A 22,627-nucleotide genomic window follows, 5' to 3' on the forward strand; every position below is an offset into this window, starting at 1 on the left:
TTGAATAAATAAAAAAGATGGCTGTAGTGCCATCTTTTTTATGCCTTCTATATTTTTCTTTCAAAGCAAGTAAAAACACAGAATGGATAGAATATTTAATCAGTTGTTCAAATTCCAATAAGGCTTTTAGGCATTCCGCTCTGCCGAGCCTTGACGTGCGGCACGTACAGTCACGCCGACTGATGCCAGCATGATACAGATCAGTGCCACGGTCTGAAGAAGTGTAATTTTCTCCCCCAATAGCATAAAACCAGTCAGTGCAGCCAAGGCGGGAGACAGGCTGGACAATGTCCCATAGCTGGTCTTGTTTAAATGCTGCAAAGCTTTTAAGTCCAGCGCATAGGGAATCGCTGTGGCCAGCACTGCAATGATAATCGCCTTGCCCCAATGTTGCGTATCAATCAATGCGGGCGCGTTGTTGTAGAGCCCAATTGGAAGCAAACACAGAGCTGAAATACTGATCGCAATAGTCAGTGCATGCATGCCAATATTCTGCTGCACCACACGTTGGCCAAAGAAAATATACAGTGCCCAACATAAACCCGCACCTAAAGCACAGGTGGCACCTAACAGGTCGAAATTACTGCTATTGGCTTGTCCCCATGGCACCATTAAAGCAATGCCTAAAATGGCCATCAATACCCAAATATAGTCACTGCGATGTTTAATCGAAATAAGGGCTAGACCTAAAGGACCAATAAACTCCAGACCAACTGCAATTCCCTGTGGTAATTTTCCGAGGGACAAATAGAATAAAATATTCATGACCCCTAAAGCGGCGCTATAGCAGAGCAAATCCCGCCATTTCAAAAAAGGCAAACGCTGAATGATTTTCCAGGAACGAAACATCACGCCGACAATGATCGCTGCAAAACAGAGTCTTAAAATGGTCACTGTGATAGGGTCAAGGACCAGAAAAAGTTGCTTGGCGAAGGATGCACTGATCTGGTACGACATCATGGATAAAACCATGTACAACACAGCAAGGAGTTGGGCGTTTGGCATGGGAGTTACTTACACCAGAAAGGTGTAATCAGGACATGGAAGAAAGCGGGATTATAGCAAAACGGTTAATTTTTAATGAGTAGGGGTGGAAATATTTTCCCGAGGCGAACTTAAATTTTGATTCAATCAAGTTAAATTTTAACCGGATCAAATATCTAAAGATTTTAAATTAAAAGTTAATCTTCTATGTAATTGCGGTTACAAATTAATCAATTTTTAAATTGATCTTGTTTTTATATTTATTAAAATATCTTAGACCTCGTGATTCGGGTTAGTTTTAAAATAACAATGAAAACATCTTAGGTCCCGTGTTTCGGACAGCATTAAAATAACAATATCAAATAATTAAGGTAGATAATAATGAAATTAAGAATACTCTCTTGCGCCATTTTTAGCTGCATGCTGGCAGCATGTGGTGGCTCCGACAGTTCTGATAATAATGAACCAGTCACTAGTCAACCTGCACCGACCAATCCTGGAACCCCGGGTGATGGAGCATCAGACACCATTTCTGAATTCTATAACTATCAATTCAACTTACCGAATATTGATGGATCAGAGATGGAATCGCAAAAACTTCTATTAGCCAGTCATAAAAATAAAATTACTGACGGCATATTATATGCGGATGATAATAGCGCTGTTGATACTGAATACGCTCTTGAAGAAGATATGATCTTCTCAACTTATGTCACAACAAAAGGGGTGTTCCCTGCAGATCGCACCCGTACAGCATTAGGTTATAAGCTAGAAAAAATATTAGAAAATACGACGACTCAATTTAAAAGCCGCCCTGTGACAATACCGGAGAACAATATCAGCAATCATCGACACATAGCGTGGTATGACTTATCAGGGAAAGCATTAACTGAACGTACCAATATTGCTGTGGTGAAAATGTATGATGATCCTGTGACCAGAGTGTTCTTTAACAGTGATAATACGACAGCTGAGCGTAAATATTATAATGAGTTTGCAACCAGTTTCGTCGATTTGCAGAAAGCGCGAAAATTCCCGAATGGATCTAAATGTTTCCGTCTTCTGGCTGAACATCCTGAAGAAGAATATATTGAATTTGATCCGGAAGTAAAAACTGGCTTTAGCACACTGGCTGAATGGCAGGCACAAGCGTCTGTCCAAGAGATGGCAAAAACGATTCTAGATGGCACGATGGCTAACTTGAAATATAAAAAGGCAGAATATAAAGACGATGCCATGCAATATTACAAATATTTCGGTGCGATCGAATATCAAGGCGGAATTTATTCAGTTGATTTCTCGGAACATGGGGAACATATTGATCATGACGACTATATTGCTCAATCAAGACAGGCTGCCTTGGATGACTTGAATAAACAAGAAGGTGTAACTTCTTTAATGATCAAATGGACAGAGTATACCTATGATCAGCTTGCCTCTGGATGTGATGGCTATAATGTGACAGCAGCGACCGCATTAAATACTGCGATTAAAGACGCAACACCACGTTAAAATTTGAAAATAAGTGATATTAAATAAAGGTGCTTTAGCGCCTTTATTTTTATTCAAGGTTTCCTTTTTTGTACCGTTACCGTACAGCCTACCGAAGCACTGATAATCGTGGCCAATGCCAGCCATTGTGTCCACAACAAAGTCTCGCCTAGAAAGACCAGCCCCGAGAGTGCGGCAATGGCGGGTTCCAAACTCATCAAGGTGCCGAAACTGAGTGCGCTTAAATTTCTTAGTGCAATCATTTCTAGGCTAAAAGGCAGGGCACTAGCCAATATAGCCAAAGCCACAAAATACAGCAAACTCATCGGTTCAAAAGTATGTGCCGGCATGCCTGCAAAGAGCGCAATCGGCATCAAAACCAGCATGCCGACAAACATGCCCAAGCATACAGTATGATTGCCAGAAACGCCCGAAGGTCTTTGGCCGGCAACGATATATAAGGCCCAGCAGGCACCGGCACCCAAGGCGAATGCAATCCCGATCGGGTCAAGCGGCTGGGCAGCCTGATCAAAAGGGAATAGCAGAATCAGGCCCAGAATCGCCAGTCCGACCCAGACAAAGTCGAATTTTTGCCGCGCATAAAACAGTGCAACACTTAAGGGGCCAATAAATTCAAAAGAGACGGCAATCCCCAGCGGCAGGCAATCAATCGACAGGTAAAACAGTAGATTCATGCCAGCCAGGGCAAGGCCATAACTGATAATGGCTGGCCACTTGATCTGTCTGAAATGGATTCGCCAAATTTTAAAAATCAGTGCCAAAATCATAGCGCCTAACAGCAGACGCATGGCTGAAACGGTCAGGATGGGAAACTGACCGAACAGATATTTGGCAAAGGAGCCACTGCTTTGCATACTGATCATGGCGATCAACAGAATCAGCGGCGCTTGCACCATTGGTGCAATTTTAAAATTCAGCATGACTAAATAGGTTTCGATTTCTCGAATAGCGGAAGAGCAGCATAAGCTGAAAAAGGTATTAAAAATACAAACCTTAAAAACAAAAAACCACAGCCCGAGAGCTGTGGTTTTTTTGAAATCTTGAATTAGAACAATACGCGTGCGCGGATTGTACCTTCAACATTAGAAAGCATATCAAGTGCTTCATGAGATGCAGCAGCATCTACATCCATCACTAGGTAACCGACATCACCTTTAGTCATCAGTGACTGACCAGAGATGTTGATGCCTTGTTCAGCAAACAGGTTGTTGATTTTAGACAACACGCCCGGAATATTTTGATGGATGTGCAGTAAACGGTGTTTGCCTTCAGTCAATGGCAATGCAATTTCTGGGAAGTTCACCGCAGAAAGCGTCATACCCTTGTCAGAGTAAGCTACAAATTTCTCAGCGACTTCCAGACCGATGTTCGCTTGCGCTTCCATGGTCGAACCACCCACGTGCGGAGTCAGGATCACGTTTGGCAGGTTACGCAGTGGAGAAACAAATTCTTCACCGTTCGCTTTAGGTTCTTTCGGGAATACATCTACCGCAGCACCAGCAATGTGACCAGATTTGATCGCATCTGCCAGATCTTCGATCACGACACAGGTACCACGTGCCGCGTTAATGAAGATCGAACCTTCTTTCATTTGCGCGAACTGATCTTTGGTCATGAAGTTACGTGTAGACGGAACATCAGGAACGTGTAGAGAAACCACATCGGCATTTGCCAAAAGTTCGCCCAAGCTACCGACTTGACGTGCATTACCTAAAGGCAATTTAGTCACTGTATCGAAGTAGATCACTTTCATACCCATGCTTTCAGCAAGTACAGAAAGTTGTGAACCAATTGAACCGTAACCTACGATACCTAAAGTTTTACCACGTGTTTCGAACGAACCAACTGCAGATTTGTTCCAGCCGCCTGTATGTGTGTCTGCTGATTTTTCAGGTACACGACGTAGAAGAAGAATTGCTTCAGCAAGTACAAGTTCAGCCACTGAACGCGTATTTGAGTAAGGCGCGTTAAAGACTGGAATACCGCGACGCATTGCAGCGTCCAGATTTACCTGATTGGTACCGATACAGAAACAACCGACAGCAATCAGTTTGTTCGCAGCTTCAAAGACTTCTTCAGTCAATTGAGTACGGGAACGAATACCGATGAAGTGAGCATCTTTGATCGCTTCTTTCAACGCTTCACCCTCAAGCGCAGTTTTACGATAATCGATGTTGGTATATCCAGCAGCATTTAGAGTGTCGATTGCATTCTGGTGAACGCCTTCTAACAACAAGAAACGGATTTTATCTTTAGGTAGAGATAGATGTTGGCTCATTACGGCTCCGCTACAAAGGCCAAATTTAGTCGCGGTATAATAGCACAGGAAAAGCGCACTTATACATTTCCTTGATGACGCTCACATCAGCTATTCTGGCAAGATATATTGATAATAATGATCATGGGGTTTGATTTAAATCTGCATTTTCAAAGGTATATTATCAAAATTGTCATTTTTCGAGGGAAACGCTAAAAAATAGCTTATAATATTGCGCCATGCTTTTAAAGCAGCGTGATCCGGTGCTTTAATAATCATGTTTCGCCTGATTTGTATCCATGTTTTTATGCGTAAAAAATGTGCAAATGAACCAGCGAAGTCTCTCTTGTTTAAATCATGCTAGGTCTGTAAACGATGAATCCTCCAGTCGCTTTAACCCCTGAGTTATTGACCCAATTGACTGCAATTGTGGGTGAAAACCGTATTAAAACCGATACGGACAGCCTCCAGAATTGGGGTCGCGATCATACGAAGCACTTTGATCCAAACCCGTCAGTCGTCGTTTTTCCATCGTCCACTGAGCAAGTTCAAGACATCGTTAAATTGGCGAACCAATTTAACGTTGCAGTGACTCCATCGGGTGGTCGTACCGGTCTTTCTGCAGGTGCAGTCGCAGCCAATGGCGAGATCGTGGTCAGCATGGATAAGATGAACCAGATTCTGGAATTCTTCCCGGCAGACCGTATGGTGCGCGTACAGGCAGGTGTGGTGACTGAACAGTTACAGAACTATGCTGAAGAGCAGGGCATGTATTATCCGGTTGACTTTGCGTCTGCAGGTTCATCGCAAATTGGCGGTAACATCGGTACCAATGCTGGCGGCATTAAAGTGATTAAATACGGCATGACACGTAACTGGGTGCTTGGCCTGACGGTTGTCACAGGTAAGGGCGATGTATTGCGCCTGAACAAAGGCATGATCAAGAATGCAACCGGTTATGCGCTTCAGCATTTATTTATCGGTGGTGAAGGCACGCTGGGTCTGGTGACGGAAGCAGAAATCAAGCTTGAACGTCAACCGCAAGACCTGCAAGTGATGGTACTGGGTGTACCTGACTTTGATGCGATCATGCCGTTATTGCATGCCTTCCAGGCGAAAATTGATTTAACCGCGTTCGAGTTCTTTGGTGAACTGGCGATGCAAAAAGTCTTGGCCAATGGTCATGTACAGCGTCCATTTGAAACTGAATGTCCCTTCTATGTGTTGCTTGAGTTTGAAGCGCCGTTTGAACCGATTATGGACAAGGCGATGGAAATCTTCGAGCATTGCATGGAACAAGGTTGGGTGCTGGACGGCGTAATGAGCCAAAGCCTTGATCAAGTAGAAAGTTTATGGCGTTTACGTGAAGATATTTCTGAATCTATCGCGCCGTTTATTCCATATAAAAATGACATCTCAGTTCTGATCACGCACGTTCCTGCATTCATTAAAGAAATTGATGCGATTGTTTCAACGAATTACCCAGACTTTGAAATCTGCTGGTTCGGTCATATCGGTGACGGTAACCTGCATTTGAATATCCTGAAACCTGAAAACTTAAGCAAAGACGAATTCTTTGCCAAATGTCAGGTAGTGAATAAGTATGTCTTTGATACCGTGAAAAAATATGACGGTTCAATTTCTGCGGAACATGGTGTGGGCATGACCAAGAAGCCATATCTTGAATATTCGCGTTCGGCGGAAGAAATTGAATATATGAAAGCCCTGAAAAAAGTGTTCGATCCAAATGGCATCATGAACCCGGGTAAACTTTTCGATCTTTAATCGGTCGGAATTGAAAAAAGCGCATCGAAAGGTGCGCTTTTTTATTGCTGTGTAAATACAGTTACAGAGTCTAAATGGTTTTGTAGTAAGAAGCTCGGCATGATGGGTTGGAATAAGAATGACGATAAAGGGTTAAATAATATGTTCCGGATATTGGCAGTCGCAACTCTCGCTTTTGGTATATTGGGTTCAGGCTGTGCAACTGCTCAACAGGTCATTGCAAAGGTACAGTCGTCTTCGGATACGCCTTTGGAACAGGTTTTACAATTAAGACCGGATTTACGCAAGGAACTGGCAACGGTTGAATTACGGCAGTTCTTTGACAAGGTAGAGTCGCCCACGATTGGACAGGTCAAAGTCACTGAAACCGGTTTAATGGATGATTCGGTACGTTCGGTACAGACCATTTATTATTTTAAACGGGAAGATAACAGCTGGATGCTGGAAAACACCGAGAAGTTGTATCGTTGTGCAAGAGGTTCAAATACCAAGACTTTCCAGAAAGCGGTCTGTCCATAATAGTGTTTGATCTTTAGGCAGTTTTTGGTTAAAAGCGTATCTAAGGATGCGCTTTTTTGTTTTGGGAAGGGGGAGTTAATGGACTCAAATATATTAGCCGCTACAATTGGCGTAATTGGAGGATTTTTAGCTTCACTCTTATTATTCTATCTAAATAGGTTTTATACCAACTACGATAAAAGAAAATCAGAAAAAATCCTACGAGAAAAATTATTGTATCGTGAGAAAGATAGTGAACTAGAGGCAGATCAAAATTTTATTTTTTCTTTACCTAATTTGAAAAGAGAAGTGTATTTAAACTGTCATATCAATTGGGATAGCGGAATCACTCTTAATATGATGAAAGGTAATGAAGACTTAATCTGGTTTTTAAGATTCTGTTGGCTAAGCTTAGTAAGATTTTTTCCTCAAGATCATTTTTCAACAGAAGGACATGTTAATTATATTGATCAATTTATCATGGATAGGGCTAACTATCATTCCTCTAGATTAGACTGTAGTGACCAATTAAAAAGTGGGAGTATTTCAAAAATAACGCTAGGATATTCAATAGCAAAAGATATTGATCAACTAATTATAGACTTGGTAGAACAAATTCTTCATTTTGAAAATGTTAGAAAAGAAAAATGGTTTCAAGAGTGGAATTCAGTAGAGTCTATTTGATTTTTATAAATTATTAGAATATAGATGAATAATGTATCCTCCCTTGATTTGTAATGATTATAAGTACTTTTCATTTCACGGCTTTTCAATAATTTTTATGAATTAGATAATTTGGTTTCAAGTCGCTAAAAGCAAAAATAATATTTTGATTAGGTCATTAAAAAAGAGAACGGACTTAAAAACAGGACTCTGCTAAAATTTCTTCTTTCTATTTTAGACAAAGTTCAGTCTGTTAAAACGGGCAGACTGACAATAAAAACTCCCATGCAAAATATCCACACCCAAAAACTGACCCGTGCCATACTTATGTTCCCGCTGGCACTGGTCCTGTTTGAATTCTCAGTCTATATATGTAATGACCTGATTCAACCGGCCATGCTGGCGATTACCCGTGATTTTGGCGTAAGTAGTTCATGGGCACCATCCTCCATGTCCTTTTTCCTGTTGGGTGGGGCATTTGTCGCAGCGATTCTGGGACCTTTGTCCGATCGTCTTGGACGTAAAATGGTACTGCTGGGTGGTGTGGCATTTTTCACGATTAGCTGTCTGGCTATTTTATTAACACCCAATATCGAAAGTTTCTTATTCCTGCGCTTTTTACAGGGCTTTGGCCTGTCCTTTATTACCGCCGTTGGTTATGCCGCCATTCAGGAAAGCTTTGAAGAACGTGATGCCATCAAAGTCATGGCACTGATGGCCAATGTGTCTTTGCTGGCACCCTTGCTAGGACCAGTGCTGGGTGCCTTTATGATTGATCATATCTCCTGGCATTGGGGTTTTATCGGCATTGCATTTCTGTCATTTCTGAGCTGGTTCGGCCTAAAAGCCAAAATGCCAAATCTGAAAGTCAGTATTCCCAGACAGCCGGTCAGCTATATTCTGGATGACTTTAAACAGGTTGTAAAAAATAAGCGCTTTGTGATTATGACTGTAGCCTTGCCTTTGGTGAGTCTGCCTTTGATGTTATGGATTGCATTGTCACCAGTGATTCTGGTCGAGCAATTTGGATTCAGTAGTGTGCAATATGGTCTGGCGCAGTTTCCGGTCTTGGGTGGCCTGATTGCAGGTAATCTGATTTTGCTGAAAATTATCGATAAAATGCCGCTGGGTAAAACCGTATTATTGGGTCTGCCACTGATGCTGTTGGGTGCAGGTTTATTGATGTTGGGCTTATTGATTCCAGAGTATTTTGTCCATTGCCTGATTATCGGTACCACCTGTATCAGTCTCGGTGAGGGTGTAAGTTTTTCGGTACTGTACCGTTTTGCACTGATGTCTTCTGAAGTGTCCAAAGGCACGGTGGCCGCGACGGTTTCTATTATCCTGATGCTCAGCTTTTTTGTAGTGATTGAAGCAGTACGAATGGCATATGAAGCCTATGATATTTGGGCCTATTGTGTTGCCTCTTTGATTCTGATTGCACTGTGGTTTACTTTGCCACGCATGCAACTCAAACAGTTAATGCTGGAAAGACAGGAGCGTGGGGAGTTTTGATTCCTTATTAAGGGAAATTATAAATTATTGAAATCATATGTTCAGTATTGAATTTCCCTCTCCTTTTAGGAGAGGGCTAGGGTGAGGTTAAGTATTTAATAAGTTCCCTCTCTCTAACTCTCTCCCAAAGGGAGAGAAAATTTTCTTTTGACTGATCTAATTATATTAGGATTCTACAATTAAGCTTCAGCGGGCTGTTCCAGCTTCTTCAATTTCATATCAAACAGGAATGGACCGAAAGGCAGAATCGAAGCGATTAAACCCATCACAAACATGCTGAGAGACCATTTCTGTTTTTCACATACTGCGAATAAAACCACCAGAAACAGCACAAACAGTACCCCATGACCCATACCGACATATTTGACCAGAATCGGATTATCCATCATATATTTCACTGGCATCGCGATAAATAACAGCAGCAGGAATGAAATCCCTTCAAGCAAACCGACCAGACGCAAAGTTTTGATGTTCATAATACATATTGATTTAACCGAATTGGTTTTGAGTGTACCGAATATCACCTGAATATTGAATCTTAATAATAAAAATATATTCAATATTTTTAATAAGTTATAACCAAGTAAGGCAGTTGGTTATTTAATCTCGGCACCTAGTAATTCATGACGTAATTTTAGTAATTCCGGTAAGGTTTCCAGCAATAAACTGATCTGTTTCAGCACCAAAAGCAGATGTGCTGACTGGTTTTCCTGGGTACTTAAGCGTTGAATTTCTGCCAGTTTATGATCAATGCCGTAGGTATTTAAAGGCTGTTGTTGCAGCAATACCGCAGTTAAGGTCTGCTGGCACCAACGCATTAAATCTAGAATTTGCGCATCAGTGACCTGCTCACGGTGACTCCCCAATGCTGCAATATAACTGAGCTGGCTATGGCTATAGACCAGATAGCGAAAGGCACTTTTAACCAGTTGCGGATCTGGATTCGGTTCGGTGCTCAGGCTTGAAATCATGCTGGATAAATCAATCTGCGCATTGTGGGCCAGACGTCGTGCAGTCCGGTAAGCAATACTGTTATCTTTACCGTTTTGATATTGCTCGACCACTGCAGCAAAATAGTCCAGCGTAGCAAGCGATGATTTTTTAATATTGCTGGAAATATTACGAAAATTCCAGTCAGGCCAGATCCAGCTTACTGCCATCCAGGCAATCAGACAGCCCAACAGAGTATCAATAATACGTGGCAAAATGATCGCATAACCGGCACCTTTCAGGTTAAAAATCAGGAGTACCATCAAGGTCGCCATGAGGGTGGCCATGGCATATTTTTTGGAACGTAGATAGAAGAAACCGACACCAAAAATTACTGTCAGGAGTAACTGACCTTCGACACTTGGCACAAAATACAGAATGGGAACACCTAGCATGACCCCCAATAATGTTCCCAGAGTCCGCAATTTGAGCCGGCTTTTGGTGGCAAAATAACTGATCTGACAGACAAACAGGCTGGTCAGTAAAATCCAGTAGCCATTTTTCGCAAAAGGTAATAATGAAATGGCATAGCCAACTAAAAACACAATCGCAATCCGCACCGCATGCCGAAAGAGTGCCGATTGCGAACTTAAGTGTGGTTTGAGTTTCAGCCAAAGATCTGTGCTATCGCGAATATCATCATCAAACAGACTCAAGTCATCAAAATGCTGCTGATAGCGTGGTTTATACAGTGCCTGTTGATCATGCAGGTGTTGTAACTGTTCATGTACACTCAGCAGATTGGCCAGAATAAGCTGTAAATTTTTGACTTGAATATTCTGTGGGTGTTGGGCAATCCAGTCCTGCATTGATTCCTGTAAATGTTTCAATGCCAGTTCATCATCCGTAGACAGGTAAAATTTTTCATTGCGTAGCACACAGTCTGCCAGATGCTGACAGGCAAGGGCTTGCAGGCGGATATTTTTCTGAATCCGAAAAATCAGGTCAGTGCGGCTAAAATGCTGTTCGATCTGTTCATAATGCAGATAATTCGCTGTGGCCTGTTCATGAATATCCTGCATCAGAAAATACAGATTCAGCCAGTAAATGGTGTTGCCATTGGCACGCGAAGCTTTGAGTCGGGTCAATAGCGAATCTTTGCTGCGGTTAAAACTCTGAATGACTAAAGTATTTTTAAGTGACAACTCATAGAGCAGGTTTTCAACATTCGGATGCTGGTCCGGATCAAAAAGTTTGGCTTTACTCAGCAGTAAATCCGACATGTGCTGCAAACTTTGTGCGAGATTTTCCTGAACCTGCAAGGTAGGATGCAGCAGAAAAAATAGAATAGACGTCAGGCCGTACCATAGCGCCCCAATGACAAAATAAAGCGGCTGTTCATACCAGTGCTGATATTCGCCCAAGCCAAACATGGTATAGATTGACAGTAAAATGGTGCCAAATGAAATTGTGGCATAACGTTGGCCTAAGGCTCCCATTAGAATAAACAGCGCACTGGACAGCGACAGCCACAGTGCAAACCAGAATTTATGTGGAGCAAGAAATTCCAGAATGCTGCTGACACTAAAAAACAGAATGATGACCAGTAACAGGTTGCGCAAACGCAGGCTCAGCCGGTCATCAAAATCAGTCAGTGCCGTGGCAATTGCCCCTAAAGTTACTGGAACGATCAAGAACTCATAACCCAGAAATTTCAGACCGAAAGTAGTACCTAAAAACACCAGCAGGATCTGCAGGCAATAAGTCATCAGCGCACTAGACTGAAAGGGCAGCAGGACAGGTTTTATAATTTTAACAAAAGTAGCAGTCGCAGGTCGGGCAGCATTCACAAGGACAGGATCCGGGAAGTAAAAACGCAAAGTTCTGAATGCAATTTAGACGCCAAAATAAAGGAAATGTCTATAAAAAACGGGCATAGTGCCCGTTTTTCTATTGAGTCATTGGCATGAAGGTGTTTAGATCACACCACAGGCAATACGTTCACCGCCGCCGCCCAAGGGTAATGGGTTGTCTGAATAGTTGTCGCCACCGGCATGAACCATAATGGCACGACCCTGAACATCAGCCAGTTTCAGACGTGGCGCAAGCAGGGTGACACGTGCACTTCCATCTGTATTGACTTTCAATGCGGGTAAATCACCTAAGTGACCTGTCACTGGTGTACCGTGATGCGGTGCTTGATTTGGATTGTAATGGCTACCTGCAGCCAGTGCTGCACCCATCTTGCCGTCTTTCATGGCAGGCGTGCATGAGCCATTTTCATGAATATGGAAACCGCGTTCACCCGCAGGAAGTTGTTTCAGGTTGGTACGAATAACCAGACCGGCTGGGCTGTCACTGAGTAATACGGTCCCAATCTCTTGGCCCACACCTTGAGCAGTTACAGCATTCACAGTCACTGCTCTGACCACTTCATTTGATGGAGAAGTTGAGGCACAACCGGTAAAAAGTGCGGCGCTTAACGCGCAAAGTGTCGTAATTTTAAACAATGAAGACATGATTTTGGCATCCTGATCTTTATTCTGTTTTGTGGATTCATTTAAACAGAGCAAGATCAGAAGCTCTATATAGAATCAGTACTTAAATGTTTTGTTTTGTTTAAGTCGATTCTATCTATACTTTAAGGTGTCTTGGGCGGTGTGTCCTTGGTTTCTGGATCAATCTCATGTGCCATGGTGGCTTTAGGCATCATCAAAGGTTCATTCAGATTACTTTCATGTAACCATTCACGCCAGATTGCAAGCAGCACAGCTAGAATCACCGGGCCAATAAACACCCCGACCAGACCAAAGCTGGCAATACCACCCAAGACTCCAAACATGATCAGCAGGAAAGGAATCTGGGTTGCGCCAGAAATTACCAGTGGACGAATCACGTTATCGGCAGTACTGACAATACAGACACCCCAGACCATGACCCCAATGGCTTCAATGGTTTGTCCTTGTGAAAACAGCCATAACGCCACCGCACTATAGGCGAGGGGTGGGCCAAAGGGAATCAGGGCAAAAATAAAGGTCACAATGGTTAAAACCATCGGATTCGGCACACCTGCAACAAAATAGCTCAGACCTGCCAATAAGGACTGTGCAATCGCAGTCAAACCAACCCCATAGACTACGGCACGTGTAGTCGCAGAGATGGTGGAAAAATAATGATGTACACGTGGACCGACCACCATTTCAAAGGCTTTACGCACCTGATTTAAAATGGTCTGACCATCACGGTAGAAGAAAAACAGCGAAAGTACCGCAAAACATAATTTAAAGATGTTTTTGCTGACTTCATTCAACACCACTTTGCCGTAATTCAGATGACCTTGAATCCAGGTCGATACCGACAGTGCAATACTCTGTGGATCAGTGTTGATTTCATTTAAGGTTCGGGTAATTTCCTTGCCCACAATCGGAAGCCCGCGAATAAAATCAGGGACATTCAGGTGACCGGAAAACACTTGTCGCTGCAATTCAAAATACAGGTTACGACCTTCGTGCTGCAGCATGAAAATGGCGAAAATAAACGGCAGACCAAAGACCAGAATCACGGCCAAGATCATTACGGTTGCACTCAATGTCGGTCGATTGCCGCACAAGCGTAACACCGACTGATACAGCGGCCAAGTCATATAGGCAATAATTGCTGCCCAAACTACAGGAATGATGAAATACTTGAGTATATGAAAACTCAAAAAAATCAGGATAAAGAACAATCCAAATAATAAGACTTTTTGTAATGTAGGCGCGTACTGTTGCACTGAATTTAATGACTCATTTTTTAGGTCGTGTTCAGGCATATTAACTGAAAAAAAAGCGATCGAAAATGATAGCTAGCCAAGTAGCGAGATTATTTTCCCAAAGCTATACCACGATTCAGATGATTGACTCAAAACCACTGACTCGGATCATCAATAATGGCATTCAGTACCGGTTGCCATTGAGCCTGCAGTTCCCGGTAGATTTTCTGAGGTTTATCAAAGACGGACAGGCCTTCCATAGCCAGTCGGCTATAAGGGGCACGTTCCGAAATCCAGGCCACTGGCTGCTGGTCGATCTTGTCAAAAAATTGTTGTATGTCCTGATTGCTGGCGGCATTTGGTTTGGTACGGTTGGCCAAAAGTAAAATTTCAACCTTGCCCTTACGGATGCGTTTAATATCCTGCAAATGTTTGAGAAAACGGCGGGTCGAATCGATATCAAAAAAAGAAGGCTGGATCGGGATGATAATCGCATGTGCTTCACTGATCAGCTGTTCGGCATGATCGTCGGTCAAAGCACCTGGTGCATCAATAATCAGGTATTCGATTTGTTTGGGCGCGTCACCAATGGACTTGCTGTTGCGCCAGTCCAGACTTTGAATTTGTGCCGCCTGTGCTGGACGATGCTTGAGCCATTGCAATGTTGATTTCTGGTTGTCGGCATCGGCCAATGCTACCTTATAACCTTTTTGTGCGAGTGCTGACGCTAAACTAATGGCTGTCATGGTTTTACCACAACCGCCTTTCTGATTCGCAACTAAAATTGTTTTCATGACTCAAGGTGATTTTATTCTGTTCCGGCCTAGCATATCATTCTTTTCAAGTATGCAAATGGCCGAAGTCCTCAACTTCAGTCGAATGCGATACTATAAAAATCAGGCAAATTAGGAAGATTGAATGTCCATATGGATGGCCATGCTGATTGGCGCATGTATCGGGGTGGTATTAACCACTATTATTTTAAGTCAGACGCGTAATGGACGGATCAAAGCCGAATATGAGCAGTATATTGCCGAGCTGGAACTGGAGCATCAGCAGTCCCTCATTGCCGCGCAAAAACGCAGCGTGAATACCAGCCGTGCAGTCCTCAAAGGTAAAATGGCGGAACAGCTCGCGCCGATCATGCCGGAATTTCAATATCTGCCGAGTGATGCCAAGTTTCTGGGCGATCCGGTGGATTATGTGGTCTTTGATGGCTATACCGATTTTCGTGATGGCGAAGGCGACGCTGAAGATATTGAAGTGGTCTTGATTGACATTAAAAGTGGTGGAGCACGTCTGACCAAAGGCCAGCAAGCCATTGCCCGAGCGATTCAGGAAGGGCGGGTACGTTTTGAAACCATTCGGATTGATTTTCAGGATTGACCAAAATCCAGTGAAGAATAAAAATTATGCAAAAATTACTGATCACTGCGCTGCTGTTTATGCTTGGACTCTGGGTCTGGAATGAGTTTTTTCGTGCCATTCCGCATCTGCAAGAAAAAGGCGTACTTAAAAACTTTAAAGTAGAACCCGTTAAGCGCATTTCCGCGACTTATATTGTGCATGATCACCGTTTCGTAAAACCTGATCGTCGGGTGCTGCATCAGGCCAGCCCTGTGGTGGGGCATTTTAATGATCTGGCCTATCTGAGTAATATTGATGTGCTGTTGCTGACTCAACCGCTGCCCGCTATACAGGCAAAACTGGAGTTTGATGAAGCAAAACGCTGCTATCAGCTCGAAGGACAAACCAATAAAGCGGAGCGTGACTTCGTCAATACGCATGTACAGTATTTTAGTCTGATTGCTGCCACTGAAAAAATTGCCGATCAGATTCGCCGGCTAAAATCGGGGCAGAAAATCACGCTCACTGGTGATCTGGTAACAGTTCATTCAGGCACGACTGGACAAGAATTCCGGGTTGGAACAGGCTCTGAATATCGTGCTCATTGTCAGTTGCTGCAAGTAACCCACGTCCAGCAGCACTAAATACAAGAGAGTAGTGAATTAGCTCTATGGTTTAAGAAACCGGGCTAACAACATACGTTGGCCAATCTTGGGTATACCTTCCGCATCTACATAATTTAAAGTTTCTATTTCAAAACCGGTTTCCAGCAAGGCGGTCTCAATATCCCGATTCAGATGACAGCCATCTGCGACTTTCTTTTGAATGGGAGTGAGTAAATGTTGTAGACGCTGAATATTTAAATTTTGTCGATTCAGAACATGTTCGACCACATGTAAAGTCCCACCCGGTTGTAGCACACGATAAATTTCCTGCAGGCTCTGTTCCAGCTCTGCAATACTACAAAGCGTCCAGGTAGATACAATATTTTCCAGACTATTTTCGGCAAAAGGTAAAGCTTCTGCACTGGCCTGAATATGTTCGACCTGAAAAGCGGCCTGTTGAATTCGTGATTCTGCCAGTTTGAAGATCGTCGGGTTTGGTTCTAGTGCATAGACCTTATCAACCGATTGATAAAAAGGCAGATTCAGGCCGGTACCAAAACCAATTTCCAGTACTTCACCGGAAATATCCAAAAGTAGTTCACGACGCAAGTCCATCAAGGATGGCGTTTGCATCACTTGATTCAGCAGATGCGGAAAGATATGTTGTTGATAAAGTTTATACAGCATTTGAGTTATTTTAATTTGATGGAAATACGTTCTAGCTTAACTGAAAAATAAAATGACAGGCATATATCGAGCTGACTAAATACGTGCAGTTTGTTACCAAGTTCAACTGTTTATTCATTAAAAAATCCGTAAGATCAAGGAAGATATCCTTAAAACGTTTGATCAACTTGATTAGGATTAGATTAAAAATTATGCTCAAATACTTTAAACATTATGCTTTGCTGGCCAGCCTGTTGCTGCCTATTTCGGGCTATAGCTCGGTCGACCACAATATTGCCAAAGGTTTGCCTCCTGTCGTTAAAGGCCAGTCAATTTCGGTCTTGCAGCCCTTTAAAGGTGATTTCCGTATTCTGGGTTCCAAGGTTTATAGTTCTGACCCGCAAGCCAAATTCTCTCCGATTGATTATGCCGTCAGTTGGGGGCTGTTTGCTGAACCTGAAATTGCCCGACATATCACAGTGAATCAATATGACCGTTATTTAAACTGGAAAATGGATCGGGTGCCAGTGCCGGTAGAACAAGCCAAGCAGATGGTGTCCAATATGCATATCATTCCTGCCAATCCTGAAATTGCCAAGGCAATTAAAAAAGTAAAGCGTGGCGATCTGGTGCGTATGCAAGGGGAACTGGTTGAAGTGCGTGACAAAGATCTGGTCTGGAAATCGTCTTTAACGCCGACCGATACGGGTGATGGTGCCTGTGAAGTTTTCCGCGTCAGTTCCATTAAGTGGATTGAAAAAGTCGGTAAGAGCTAAAACAGACATCCTATACACTTCTGAGTTGTATAAAAAACCGCTCCTTTGAGCGGTTTTTTTATCTGCTTAGTACTTACTTCGCAGTTAAAGCCTGACCTTCAAAGGCAATTCCATCCCAGCCATTGAGCATAAACTGGCGGATATTCTGATGATCAGTCGCCTCTGGCGTCGCCAGTACAGAAGCATAATGCTCAGCAAACAGGCTTAAGGTCTGTGCCTGATCCAGACCATTTAATTGTGCAAAAGAAAAGACTTTGGCGCTGCCCTGGTTTTCTGTGGCCGCATTATTCTGCTGGCCATTTTTAAATGCAGTCGGTGTATGCGTATAACGCGATTCGATATAAGTAATCACATCTGCAAATTTTGCTTCGCCTGCTGCCAACTGGGCCAATAAATCCTGTGCCATGCTGTTTTTCCTGTGCCATTCATGAAAATTGGATGCAATAAATATAGCAATTTTCTTGCGAAGTTCCATGGTATTTCATTGATTTTCGGTTCAAGATAACAGTGAAATTTATCCATGCTGAATATGAAACTTTGGATAAAATAAACTTGATCAATAAATAGAACAGGAAAAAATATGGGCTGGCTTTGGGTGGCAATGGGTGGGGCAATCGGTGCCAGTCTGCGTTATGCAGCAGGACTTTGGCTGTTCAAACCACAAATGCAATTTCCTTGGCCCACCTGGTGGATCAATATTTTAGGCTGTTTATGTGCCGGGATTTTTTTTGCCTGTAGCCAAAAATATCCAGTACTCCAACAAGAAGCTCGTCTGTTTTTAATGGTGGGAATTCTCGGTGGTTTTACCACATTTTCCAGTTTCGGTCTGGAAAGCTTTTTGTTATTCAAGCAAGGTGCTATGGGCCTAGCGCTGTTATATGCATTATCCAGCTTAATTGTCGGCATTATTGTTCTGGCGCTGGGCTTTTATTTAACTTCAATCGTATTGGCACAGAGTTAAAATAAGCGCATAAAAAAGTCAGGAAATTGGAGGTCATTTCCTGACATAAACCACGATTTAAATCTTAAGATAACTGAGGGTTTTCGGTTTTAGCCCCGTTTAAAGCGGCCAAAACGTTTGTTAAAGCTTGCCACACGTCCTTCATTGCTGGTCTGACGTTGCTCACCCGTATAGAAAGGATGTGATGCACTCGAAATATCTAGTGTTACATAAGGATATGTTTTACCTTGATATTCTTTAGTTTGGTTCGAGTTCATCGTGCTGCCAATCACGAAATAGGCATCGGCATTGGTATCATGGAATAACACTTCACGATACTCAGGATGGATATCTGAACGCATATCTAACTTCCTCATGATTCTTGATTAAATGTTATAATGTAACATTTGATATTTCAAGTAATCTAGGGTTACAGCGTGTAAGCCTATCGTCTCAACTTAGCTTCGACTCGGTACCAGTTCTTCAAATACATCACTTAAATCATCATGTACTTTGAGATGAATCAGGTTCCAGTATTGTCCTGAAATTGTGCGATTCACCATCAAGGTATCAGGAGAGGGCTTAAATACATCCCAATATTTCAACGAAGGTTTCAGCAACTCCATCCCATCATGATGCGCTGAGTTTTCGGCAAAATCATAGTCAGTGACCAGAGGACGCATGAGCACTTCCAGCCACTGTTCATATAATTCTTTCGGGAATTTTCCAGTTTCAGTCAAGGAATGCAGCGCATCCAGCTGTTGCTCGATCACGGGAATATTCTTCTCGCGTGCAGCATGGATCAGTTCCCTAAAATGTCCAATCACTTCAGTCGATAAGGTTTTGACGCCACCATAGTCATAAACAATCACAGAGCCATCTTCACGAAATGCAAAGTTGCCTGGATGCGGGTCACAGTGAAAGCGTTTCAGATAAAAAATTTCCTGACCAATGGCGCGGAAGAGGCGGCGGCCTAAAGCATTTCGGGTTTCGAGTGGCCAAGTGCTGGCAGTTTCGATACTTTCACCAAGCTCTTGGCTTAAGGTCAAAATATGTCGCGATGAATACTCATGAAACACTTTCGGAATCACAATTTTATTGTCCAGAGGCTCATGGAAGGCACGGGCGATTTCCAGATTCTGGGCTTCAATTTCATAGTTCAACTCATTGTCCAGACTGTGCTGAATTTCTTTAAATAATTGATCTTGAAGTTTACGGTCAATCTTTAATACGCCCATCATGCGCAGTGCCAGACGAACTTGCTTCAGGTCGCTTTCGCAGGCTTCATCCACACCAGGATATTGCACCTTGACTACAACTTGCTGGCCATTCGGTAGAGTGGCTTTATGCACCTGACCAATCGAGGCCGCGGCAAATGGCTGTTCATCAAACTGCTGGAAAAGTTGCTGTAAAGGTTTACCCAATTCTTTTTCTACCTGTGCCTGAATTTCTTTAAACGGCATGGGTGGCGCCTGACGCTGTAATTTAGCAATGGCTTTAGCGACTTCGGGCGGGAAAACGTCTTTATATTGAGAGGCGATCTGGCCAACTTTCATGACTGCGCCTTTCATTTCCCCCAAGGTATCCGCAATCTGCACACCAATATCCTGAAATAATTTACTGCGCGCAGTGTTTTTCTGCTCGTCATCGGCAGTTAAATTTTTAATGGAATTGGAGAGGGTTTTACCTGCAATACTTGCGGTCATTCCGGCAAGTTTCATAAAGCGACGACCGGGTGTGCTAGCCGTTTTTGCCATGCGAGATTCCTTGAAACCAACTATGAATGGATGTATTTGATCATAGGTGACAAAGGTTCAATTGCCTAGATTTAATTGTAGAGGTTGTGTTGTGATTTCCTTCAGCTTCTCCATGTTTAATGCATCATCTTTGATTTGTTAAAAGATTTATCTTTATTACTTGCGTTTAAACTATAAGAATATGCCGGAATCCATCATCGTTTTAGATAAGACCGAGTACTAATTCTGAATGTTGTTTTATAGCTAAAAGCTTAAAATAAACAGATTGCTGTAATGAAGAAAATTCAATGAAAGTCTATCGATATTTTACTGGGAAGGATGATGTGCATTTTTGTGCGCGGGTGACCCGTGCCTTAAATGAGGGTTATGAGCTATATGGTTCACCCACCATGGCTTTTAATGGTACGGATGTAATTGTGGGGCAGGTGGTGACCAAAGATGTGGCGGATGAATCGGAGATTCCACAAGGGTTGAAGGAGGCTTTGGGAGCTAATTCTTAACTTCTACATCGAAATTAGAATGCTCAAGGCTATGCTCTCATCTTTTATTTTTATGCTGTCGCATCGGCAATTTTTACTTTTGTCATGGCAAAAGTAACAGAACCGTTTCGTTGATCTGATGCTACTTCCCTGTATCACAGCTCAACGGTGACATCCATGTAACCTACCCAATATTTAAGATTGCTTGAAAGTCGCTAAGTTTTTACATCTTTAAGCTTAAACGTCTGTTATTGCCATAGAGTCGTGCCAGCAATAAAACACAGGCAACACTTAGACCTACAATCAGGCCAACCCAAACACCGGCGGCGCCCATCTCGGTAAAGCGGGATAAATATACCCCAACCGGGAAGGCGATGACCCAGTAAGCCAGCATGGTAATCCACATTGGCCCCTTGGTATCCTGCATGCCGCGCAGACAACCTGCCGCACTGATCTGCCAGGCATCCATCAGCTGATAGGCAATGGCAAACAGAATCAGATACACCGCAATTTGGGTCACGATCATATCTGAGGTGTAGAGCGCCACGATTTCATTGCGGAAAACCCAAAGCAGAATCATGGTCAGGATCGCCAGAATAGTGGCAGTAATCAGGCCGAGATATTGCACTTTACGCATGGCTTGCCAGTTCTGTTCACCATAGTAAGTGCCGACCCGAATGGTCAGGGCAATTGCCAGTGACATGGGAATCATGAACAGTTGTGAAGTGACAGAAATAGCAATCTGATGGGCAGCAACAATGGTCTCTCCCAAGGGACTCAGCACAATTGCTGCTGTACTGAAAATACTGACCTCAAAGAAGATCGCCAATCCAATCGGAAAACCCAGTTGCAGAATACGCTTCACCCATTCCGGGTTGATTTTTTCCCAATGAGTAAAAGGCTGGGTACGTTGATAGGCCTTATTCTTAAAGATATACAATGCCAGAGTCATGAGCATTAACCACTGCAAAATCGCTGTGGCAAACCCACAGCCTGCACTGCCCAGGGCCGGAACAGGGCCAATACCATACATAAAGATATAGTTCAGCGGAACTAGCAAGACCAGCGCCAATAAACTAATCACGGTCACCGGACGCGGATTTCCAATCGCTTCAGAATAGCCGCGTAAGGCCGCATACATGGTTACCGCTGGCATACCAAAACCAATCGCATGCAGAAATAAACCGGCTTTAGGTTGTAAGCTTTCCGGTACACCTAAAAGTGGCAAAGTGGCCGGCAAGAGTTGCAAAATCAAGCCGGCAATTACCCCAAGAATCAGGGCAACCCAAAGCGATTGACGTGCAATGGTGGCAATTTTTTCAGGTGTGCGTGCGCCATTGGCCTCAGCAACCAAAGGCGTCGTGGCAATCATAATGCCACTAAACAGCAGCATCACCGGAATCCAGAGTCCTACTCCGACGGCAATCGCGGCAAGATCGGTAGCAGACAGGTGACCGGCCATAATGGTATCAATCAGACCCAGACCAGCCTGAGAAAATTGGGTCACCAGAATGGGTAACATCAGATGAAACAGTTTTTTTAATTCAAAACCAAAGGTTGTGACTGGTGAAACATTCGACACAAAAATTACTCATCGTGATCATGTGCTTAAATAGAAGGTTTAGCGTTGTAAAGTGAGAAGCACACCAATAAAAATTACCACGCCGCCTAAAAGACGTTGCCAATTAATCGGCATTTTTTCATTACCCAATAATCCCAGATGATCGACCAGCATCGACATCACCATCTGACCAAAAATAATGAGACCGCTAAGAACCAGAAAGCCAAGTTTGGGCGCTGCATAAATGCTCATGCTAATCGCGTATACACCCACGATGCCCCCGAGCCATAAATACCAGGGAACACTCATCAGTTCCTGTAAACCGGGTTTGGGATTGGACTGAAAAAGTACGATTACGGCGAGCACTATTGTACCAATCAAAAAGGAAAAAAATGCAGCTTGAATAGGAGAATATAAATATTCTTTTAGTTGTGTATTAATTGCGGTCTGGAGTGTCAATAAAACACCGATTGCAAAAACCAAAGGAAGTAAAATAATAAGTTGAGAAGATATTTTCATAATTTTAACTGACTAATTCTATTTAAATTTTTAGGCATATCACACGATCAAATTTAATTTTAGCAGTGTTGCCGCCGAGTCA

At 43.0% G+C, this 22,627-nt stretch carries 24 protein-coding genes; 10 read left to right on the top strand and 14 right to left on the bottom strand.

The genetic code is table 11. The features are described from left to right. Window positions 1-126 precede the first annotated feature (126 nt). Window positions 127-1,005, bottom strand: a complete 879-nt coding sequence (locus tag MWG72_RS02245) for an EamA family transporter (protein ID WP_247143142.1) — start codon at window positions 1,003-1,005, stop codon at window positions 127-129. 360 nt (window positions 1,006-1,365) lie between these two features. On the opposite strand from MWG72_RS02245, the gene MWG72_RS02250 reads away from it, so the two are divergent. Continuing rightward, window positions 1,366-2,496 carry a hypothetical protein gene (locus MWG72_RS02250; RefSeq protein WP_247143143.1) on the top strand — a complete coding sequence of 377 codons (1,131 nt, stop codon included), beginning with the start codon at window positions 1,366-1,368 and terminating at the stop codon, window positions 2,494-2,496. Between the two features lie 53 nt (window positions 2,497-2,549). Here the strand turns inward: MWG72_RS02250 and MWG72_RS02255 are convergent, their stop codons facing one another. Both MWG72_RS02255 and serA read right to left on the bottom strand, forming a co-directional pair. Continuing rightward, window positions 2,550-3,416, bottom strand: a complete 867-nt coding sequence (locus MWG72_RS02255; RefSeq protein WP_247143144.1) for an EamA family transporter — start codon at window positions 3,414-3,416, stop codon at window positions 2,550-2,552. A gap of 125 nt (window positions 3,417-3,541) precedes the next feature. After that, the gene (serA, locus tag MWG72_RS02260; protein WP_005108551.1) at window positions 3,542-4,774 is read right to left on the bottom strand and encodes a phosphoglycerate dehydrogenase; all 1,233 of its coding nucleotides are present in this window, start codon (window positions 4,772-4,774) and stop codon (window positions 3,542-3,544) included. Between the two features lie 354 nt (window positions 4,775-5,128). On the opposite strand from serA, the gene MWG72_RS02265 reads away from it, so the two are divergent. The 4 genes from MWG72_RS02265 to craA all read left to right on the top strand — a co-directional run bounded on the left by MWG72_RS02265 (window position 5,129) and on the right by craA (window position 9,214). Further along, window positions 5,129-6,538 carry an FAD-binding oxidoreductase gene (locus MWG72_RS02265; RefSeq protein ID WP_247143145.1) on the top strand — a complete coding sequence of 470 codons (1,410 nt, stop codon included), beginning with the start codon at window positions 5,129-5,131 and terminating at the stop codon, window positions 6,536-6,538. 141 nt (window positions 6,539-6,679) lie between these two features. Then, the gene (locus MWG72_RS02270; protein WP_004281576.1) at window positions 6,680-7,057 is read left to right on the top strand and encodes a hypothetical protein; all 378 of its coding nucleotides are present in this window, start codon (window positions 6,680-6,682) and stop codon (window positions 7,055-7,057) included. Between the two features lie 78 nt (window positions 7,058-7,135). Further along, window positions 7,136-7,720 (top strand): hypothetical protein, encoded by a 585-nt coding sequence (locus MWG72_RS02275; protein WP_114541843.1) that lies wholly within the window; start codon window positions 7,136-7,138, stop codon window positions 7,718-7,720. Between the two features lie 264 nt (window positions 7,721-7,984). Beyond that, a complete protein-coding gene (gene craA, locus MWG72_RS02280) occupies window positions 7,985-9,214 on the top strand; it encodes a chloramphenicol efflux MFS transporter CraA (RefSeq protein ID WP_247143146.1) in 1,230 nt (409 codons plus the stop codon). A 179-nt stretch (window positions 9,215-9,393) separates the two neighbouring features. On the opposite strand, the gene MWG72_RS02285 is transcribed toward craA, so the two are convergent. The 5 genes from MWG72_RS02285 to MWG72_RS02305 all read right to left on the bottom strand — a co-directional run bounded on the left by MWG72_RS02285 (window position 9,394) and on the right by MWG72_RS02305 (window position 14,689). After that, the gene (locus tag MWG72_RS02285) at window positions 9,394-9,690 is read right to left on the bottom strand and encodes a DUF3817 domain-containing protein (protein ID WP_004645001.1); all 297 of its coding nucleotides are present in this window, start codon (window positions 9,688-9,690) and stop codon (window positions 9,394-9,396) included. Window positions 9,691-9,810: 120 nt separating this feature from the next. After that, entirely contained in the window at window positions 9,811-11,994 is a 2,184-nt protein-coding gene (gene yccS, locus MWG72_RS02290) for a YccS family putative transporter (RefSeq protein WP_247143147.1), read from the bottom strand. A gap of 126 nt (window positions 11,995-12,120) precedes the next feature. Further along, window positions 12,121-12,663 carry a superoxide dismutase family protein gene (gene sodC, locus MWG72_RS02295; RefSeq protein WP_216986355.1) on the bottom strand — a complete coding sequence of 181 codons (543 nt, stop codon included), beginning with the start codon at window positions 12,661-12,663 and terminating at the stop codon, window positions 12,121-12,123. A gap of 122 nt (window positions 12,664-12,785) precedes the next feature. Then, the gene (locus tag MWG72_RS02300) at window positions 12,786-13,916 is read right to left on the bottom strand and encodes an AI-2E family transporter (RefSeq protein WP_420908500.1); all 1,131 of its coding nucleotides are present in this window, start codon (window positions 13,914-13,916) and stop codon (window positions 12,786-12,788) included. 128 nt (window positions 13,917-14,044) lie between these two features. Beyond that, complete coding sequence (locus tag MWG72_RS02305; protein ID WP_005249839.1) at window positions 14,045-14,689, bottom strand: ParA family protein; 645 nt, start codon at window positions 14,687-14,689, stop codon at window positions 14,045-14,047. 124 nt (window positions 14,690-14,813) lie between these two features. On the opposite strand from MWG72_RS02305, the gene MWG72_RS02310 reads away from it, so the two are divergent. Next, window positions 14,814-15,281 (top strand): Holliday junction resolvase-like protein, encoded by a 468-nt coding sequence (locus MWG72_RS02310; protein ID WP_004281564.1) that lies wholly within the window; start codon window positions 14,814-14,816, stop codon window positions 15,279-15,281. Window positions 15,282-15,307: 26 nt separating this feature from the next. Continuing rightward, window positions 15,308-15,886 carry a hypothetical protein gene (locus MWG72_RS02315; protein ID WP_247143149.1) on the top strand — a complete coding sequence of 193 codons (579 nt, stop codon included), beginning with the start codon at window positions 15,308-15,310 and terminating at the stop codon, window positions 15,884-15,886. Between the two features lie 24 nt (window positions 15,887-15,910). On the opposite strand, the gene MWG72_RS02320 is transcribed toward MWG72_RS02315, so the two are convergent. After that, window positions 15,911-16,534, bottom strand: a complete 624-nt coding sequence (locus tag MWG72_RS02320) for a class I SAM-dependent methyltransferase (protein WP_247143150.1) — start codon at window positions 16,532-16,534, stop codon at window positions 15,911-15,913. Between the two features lie 191 nt (window positions 16,535-16,725). Between MWG72_RS02320 and MWG72_RS02325 the strand changes: the two genes are divergently transcribed. Continuing rightward, complete coding sequence (locus MWG72_RS02325; RefSeq protein WP_005101258.1) at window positions 16,726-17,289, top strand: hypothetical protein; 564 nt, start codon at window positions 16,726-16,728, stop codon at window positions 17,287-17,289. A 73-nt stretch (window positions 17,290-17,362) separates the two neighbouring features. On the opposite strand, the gene MWG72_RS02330 is transcribed toward MWG72_RS02325, so the two are convergent. After that, the gene (locus MWG72_RS02330) at window positions 17,363-17,695 is read right to left on the bottom strand and encodes a HopJ type III effector protein (RefSeq protein WP_005101257.1); all 333 of its coding nucleotides are present in this window, start codon (window positions 17,693-17,695) and stop codon (window positions 17,363-17,365) included. Window positions 17,696-17,869: 174 nt separating this feature from the next. On the opposite strand from MWG72_RS02330, the gene crcB reads away from it, so the two are divergent. Further along, window positions 17,870-18,250 (top strand): fluoride efflux transporter CrcB, encoded by a 381-nt coding sequence (gene crcB, locus MWG72_RS02335; RefSeq protein WP_005101255.1) that lies wholly within the window; start codon window positions 17,870-17,872, stop codon window positions 18,248-18,250. A gap of 89 nt (window positions 18,251-18,339) precedes the next feature. Here crcB and MWG72_RS02340 read toward each other — a convergent pair whose 3' ends face one another. Both MWG72_RS02340 and MWG72_RS02345 read right to left on the bottom strand, forming a co-directional pair. Beyond that, window positions 18,340-18,591, bottom strand: a complete 252-nt coding sequence (locus MWG72_RS02340) for a type B 50S ribosomal protein L31 (protein ID WP_004645016.1) — start codon at window positions 18,589-18,591, stop codon at window positions 18,340-18,342. Between the two features lie 96 nt (window positions 18,592-18,687). Beyond that, entirely contained in the window at window positions 18,688-19,986 is a 1,299-nt protein-coding gene (locus tag MWG72_RS02345; protein WP_005248249.1) for an ABC1 kinase family protein, read from the bottom strand. A gap of 287 nt (window positions 19,987-20,273) precedes the next feature. Here MWG72_RS02345 and MWG72_RS02350 point away from each other — a divergent pair, with 287 nt between their 5' ends. After that, complete coding sequence (locus tag MWG72_RS02350) at window positions 20,274-20,486, top strand: DUF1737 domain-containing protein (protein ID WP_005108569.1); 213 nt, start codon at window positions 20,274-20,276, stop codon at window positions 20,484-20,486. 202 nt (window positions 20,487-20,688) lie between these two features. Here MWG72_RS02350 and MWG72_RS02355 read toward each other — a convergent pair whose 3' ends face one another. Continuing rightward, on the bottom strand, window positions 20,689-22,047 hold the full coding sequence (locus tag MWG72_RS02355) for an MATE family efflux transporter (protein WP_338149384.1): 1,359 nt from the start codon (window positions 22,045-22,047) through the stop codon (window positions 20,689-20,691). A gap of 39 nt (window positions 22,048-22,086) precedes the next feature. Then, the gene (locus tag MWG72_RS02360; RefSeq protein ID WP_005108571.1) at window positions 22,087-22,545 is read right to left on the bottom strand and encodes a DMT family transporter; all 459 of its coding nucleotides are present in this window, start codon (window positions 22,543-22,545) and stop codon (window positions 22,087-22,089) included. Window positions 22,546-22,627 lie beyond the last annotated feature (82 nt).

It is taken from the genome of Acinetobacter lwoffii (assembly GCF_022967985.1).
Lineage (GTDB): Bacteria > Pseudomonadota > Gammaproteobacteria > Pseudomonadales > Moraxellaceae > Acinetobacter.

Excerpts from the sequence above, each read along its gene's own strand:
- MWG72_RS02245 (WP_247143142.1), bottom strand. The coding sequence starts at position 1,005 with ATGCCAAACGCCCAACTCCTTGCTGTGTTGTACATGGTTTTATCCATG.
- MWG72_RS02250 (WP_247143143.1), top strand. The coding sequence starts at position 1,366 with ATGAAATTAAGAATACTCTCTTGCGCCATTTTTAGCTGCATGCTGGCA.
- MWG72_RS02255 (WP_247143144.1), bottom strand. The coding sequence starts at position 3,416 with ATGCTGAATTTTAAAATTGCACCAATGGTGCAAGCGCCGCTGATTCTG.
- serA (WP_005108551.1), bottom strand. The coding sequence starts at position 4,774 with ATGAGCCAACATCTATCTCTACCTAAAGATAAAATCCGTTTCTTGTTG.
- MWG72_RS02265 (WP_247143145.1), top strand. The coding sequence starts at position 5,129 with ATGAATCCTCCAGTCGCTTTAACCCCTGAGTTATTGACCCAATTGACT.
- MWG72_RS02270 (WP_004281576.1), top strand. The coding sequence starts at position 6,680 with ATGTTCCGGATATTGGCAGTCGCAACTCTCGCTTTTGGTATATTGGGT.
- MWG72_RS02275 (WP_114541843.1), top strand. The coding sequence starts at position 7,136 with ATGGACTCAAATATATTAGCCGCTACAATTGGCGTAATTGGAGGATTT.
- craA (WP_247143146.1), top strand. The coding sequence starts at position 7,985 with ATGCAAAATATCCACACCCAAAAACTGACCCGTGCCATACTTATGTTC.
- MWG72_RS02285 (WP_004645001.1), bottom strand. The coding sequence starts at position 9,690 with ATGAACATCAAAACTTTGCGTCTGGTCGGTTTGCTTGAAGGGATTTCA.
- sodC (WP_216986355.1), bottom strand. The coding sequence starts at position 12,663 with ATGTCTTCATTGTTTAAAATTACGACACTTTGCGCGTTAAGCGCCGCA.
- MWG72_RS02305 (WP_005249839.1), bottom strand. The coding sequence starts at position 14,689 with ATGAAAACAATTTTAGTTGCGAATCAGAAAGGCGGTTGTGGTAAAACC.
- MWG72_RS02310 (WP_004281564.1), top strand. The coding sequence starts at position 14,814 with ATGTCCATATGGATGGCCATGCTGATTGGCGCATGTATCGGGGTGGTA.
- MWG72_RS02315 (WP_247143149.1), top strand. The coding sequence starts at position 15,308 with ATGCAAAAATTACTGATCACTGCGCTGCTGTTTATGCTTGGACTCTGG.
- MWG72_RS02320 (WP_247143150.1), bottom strand. The coding sequence starts at position 16,534 with ATGCTGTATAAACTTTATCAACAACATATCTTTCCGCATCTGCTGAAT.
- MWG72_RS02325 (WP_005101258.1), top strand. The coding sequence starts at position 16,726 with ATGCTCAAATACTTTAAACATTATGCTTTGCTGGCCAGCCTGTTGCTG.
- MWG72_RS02330 (WP_005101257.1), bottom strand. The coding sequence starts at position 17,695 with ATGGCACAGGATTTATTGGCCCAGTTGGCAGCAGGCGAAGCAAAATTT.
- crcB (WP_005101255.1), top strand. The coding sequence starts at position 17,870 with ATGGGCTGGCTTTGGGTGGCAATGGGTGGGGCAATCGGTGCCAGTCTG.
- MWG72_RS02340 (WP_004645016.1), bottom strand. The coding sequence starts at position 18,591 with ATGCGTTCAGATATCCATCCTGAGTATCGTGAAGTGTTATTCCATGAT.
- MWG72_RS02345 (WP_005248249.1), bottom strand. The coding sequence starts at position 19,986 with ATGGCAAAAACGGCTAGCACACCCGGTCGTCGCTTTATGAAACTTGCC.
- MWG72_RS02350 (WP_005108569.1), top strand. The coding sequence starts at position 20,274 with ATGAAAGTCTATCGATATTTTACTGGGAAGGATGATGTGCATTTTTGT.
- MWG72_RS02360 (WP_005108571.1), bottom strand. The coding sequence starts at position 22,545 with ATGAAAATATCTTCTCAACTTATTATTTTACTTCCTTTGGTTTTTGCA.